This is a genomic window from Halolamina salina (assembly GCF_042678005.1).
Taxonomy (GTDB): domain Archaea; phylum Halobacteriota; class Halobacteria; order Halobacteriales; family Haloferacaceae; genus Halolamina; species Halolamina salina.
In genome coordinates this window covers 44,754-47,118 of sequence record NZ_JBHUDH010000011.1, presented here as the reverse complement: position 1 = coordinate 47,118, position 2,365 = coordinate 44,754, and the positions used below count along the sequence as shown (strand labels likewise).

Here is a 2,365-nt window from a genome sequence, read left to right as displayed (position 1 = left end):
ACGTTTGCCTCCCTCGCTCAGTTCGTCCGGAACGACCGATCCCCGGCGTCGCCGAGCCCGGGGACGATGAACCCCTCGTCGTTGAGCCCGTCGTCGATCGAGACGGTCAGCAGGTCGGCCTCCGGGAACGCCTCGTCGACGCGGACGAGTCCCTCCGGCGCCGACACCGCCGAGAGCACGAACAGGTCCTCGGGCCCCTCGACGGCGGCGTCGAGGACGTGCTCCAGCACGGTACACATCGTCGACCCCGTCGCGAGCATCGGGTCGGCGACGACGACCGTGTCGTCGGCGGTGATCTCGGGCAGCTTCTTGTAGTCGACGCTGATGGGGAACGTGCCGTCCTCGCCCATCCCGGCCTCCTCGTCGCGGCCGGCGGAGATGACTCCCTGCTTCGCGCGGGGGAACGCCTTGAGCAGCCCCTCGACGAAGGGCGTCGCCGCCCGGAGGACGTTGATGATCACTACGTCGTCAAGCCCCTTGACGCGCTCGCCGGTGGTCTCCGTCAGCGGCGTCTCGACGGGGACGTACTCCGTCTCCATCGCGCCGTCGATGATCTCGTAGCCGCAGATCCGGCCGAGTTTGACGAGTCCTTTGCGGAAGCCGACCTGCTCGGTCTCTACGTCCCGGATCTGTGACAGCGTGTCCTTCGCCAGCGCGTGCGTGACCAGCTTGGCCTGGTCGCGGTCCTCGATGGGCATTGTCGGCTGTGGGGTCGCGAGCGGCATAAACGCGGGCGGTTCAGTTCCTCCGTGTGTGGCCTACACGAACTTCCGCACCGTCATGTCGAGCGTGTCCAGATCGAGGATCGGCGCGTGGCCGTAGTCGGGGTCGATGTTGACCGACTTCTGGAACGCGGTCTGCTCCTGCCAGCAGCCCGAGTTGACGGCGAGCACGTTGTGGTACTTCCCCCAGCCGAGCTTGTGGACGTGGCCGGTGTGGAACACGTCCGGCACCTCGTCGATCACGAGGTAGTCCTTCTCCTCGGGGGCGACGCGGGTGTGACCGCCGTACTGCGGGGCGACGTGCCGTTTCTTGAGGAGCTGGTACATCGCCTTGTGCGGGTGGTCGTAGCTGGCTTTCTCCTCGGGGAGTTCGGCGATCACCTCGTCCAGCGAGACGCCGTGGTACATCAGCACCGAGACGCCCTCGACGGTGACGGTGGAGGGGTTGCCCGTGAACCGCGCGTCGTGGGCGCTCATGATGTCGCGGAGTTCCTCCGTAAAGGCGGGCTGTGGCTCCGCGAGCCGGACCGCGTCGTGGTTCCCGGGGATCATCACGATCTCCATGTCGCCGGGCACCTTCTTGAGCTGCTCCGAGAACGCCTCGTACTGCTCGTAGATATCGACGACGTCCAACTCCTCGTCCTGATCCGGGTAGACGCCGACGCCCTCGACCATGTCGCCGCCGATCAGGAGGTACTCCACGGCCTCCGCTTCGGGGGTGTGGAGCCAGTCGGCGAAGCGGTCCCACGCCTCCTGTGCGAACTCCTGACTCCCGACGTGGACGTCGGAGATCAGCGCCGCCTGCACGTGGCGGTCGGCGGTGTTGGGCTTGTGGGTCCGGGGCACGTCGGGGAAGTGCAGCGAGTCGACGAACAGGATCCCCCCGTCGTCGGCCAGCGTCCCCTGCACCGCGAGACACTCGTCGAGCAGCAGGTCGTCGACGAGCGGTGCAAAGGCCCGGTCCTTCATGATCAGGCAGGGGAACGTTCCCGTGGTGTCCTCCAGTTCGACGATCCAGTGGCCCGAGGCGGTCGAGCGGATGTCGTCGACGAGGCCGATCATCTCCGCCTCGCTGCCGCCGGGCATCGACTGGATCGCCTCCGCGGGCCGGTGGTTCACGCGCCGGCGGAGCAGCCCCGAGAGCCGCTCGTAGCGGTCCTGGAACGTCCCGACGAACTCCTCGTACTCGCCGGTGCCCGTCGATCGGCCGGTCACGTCGTTGCGGATGTCGGGGGCCGGCGGCGAGCGGTCGCCGATCGCGTCGGCGGTCGTCGGTGGCTGGCTCTCGGCGTCGGCGGTCGTCCCGCCGTCGTCTGCTGCTCCCCCTTCGCCCGCACTCGCGCCCGCTGACCCCTCCGTTTCGACTCCGGATACGGATTCAGTCTGCCGATTTTCAGAATTTTTGGCTCCAGTCGAAACGTCGGGATCGCCGCTTCCGTCCTCGCCCGTGAGCAGTTCGTCCGCGGGCGTCGGGTCGTTCCCGGCATTCATGTCCGTCGGCGCCTGTTCGGCGAGGTCGGGGGCGCCCTCGCTGGCCTCCGGCGGGGTGGGTTCGTCGGGAGTCGCCTCGCTCTCGGGGGCGGGGTCGAGCAGCGCGCTGTCGAGCGCCTCGCGGGCGTGCTCGACCGTGACGACGAACGCGT

General features: G+C 68.2%; 2 protein-coding genes. Both read right to left on the bottom strand.

Annotation, left to right across the window (positions count from 1 at the left end):
* Window positions 1-17 precede the first annotated feature (17 nt).
* Window positions 18-698, bottom strand: coding sequence for a uracil phosphoribosyltransferase (gene upp / locus ACFR9S_RS01445; protein ID WP_379731972.1), 681 nt, complete (start codon window positions 696-698; stop codon window positions 18-20).
* Between the two features lie 60 nt (window positions 699-758).
* The gene (locus tag ACFR9S_RS01440; protein WP_379817877.1) at window positions 759-2,213 is read right to left on the bottom strand and encodes a DNA-directed DNA polymerase II small subunit; all 1,455 of its coding nucleotides are present in this window, start codon (window positions 2,211-2,213) and stop codon (window positions 759-761) included.
* Between the last annotated feature and the right edge of the window lie 152 nt (window positions 2,214-2,365).

Coding starts and splice junctions, on each gene's coding strand:
- upp (WP_379731972.1), bottom strand. CDS start 698: ATGCCCATCGAGGACCGCGACCAGGCCAAGCTGGTCACGCACGCGCTG.
- ACFR9S_RS01440 (WP_379817877.1), bottom strand. CDS start 2,213: ATGAATGCCGGGAACGACCCGACGCCCGCGGACGAACTGCTCACGGGC.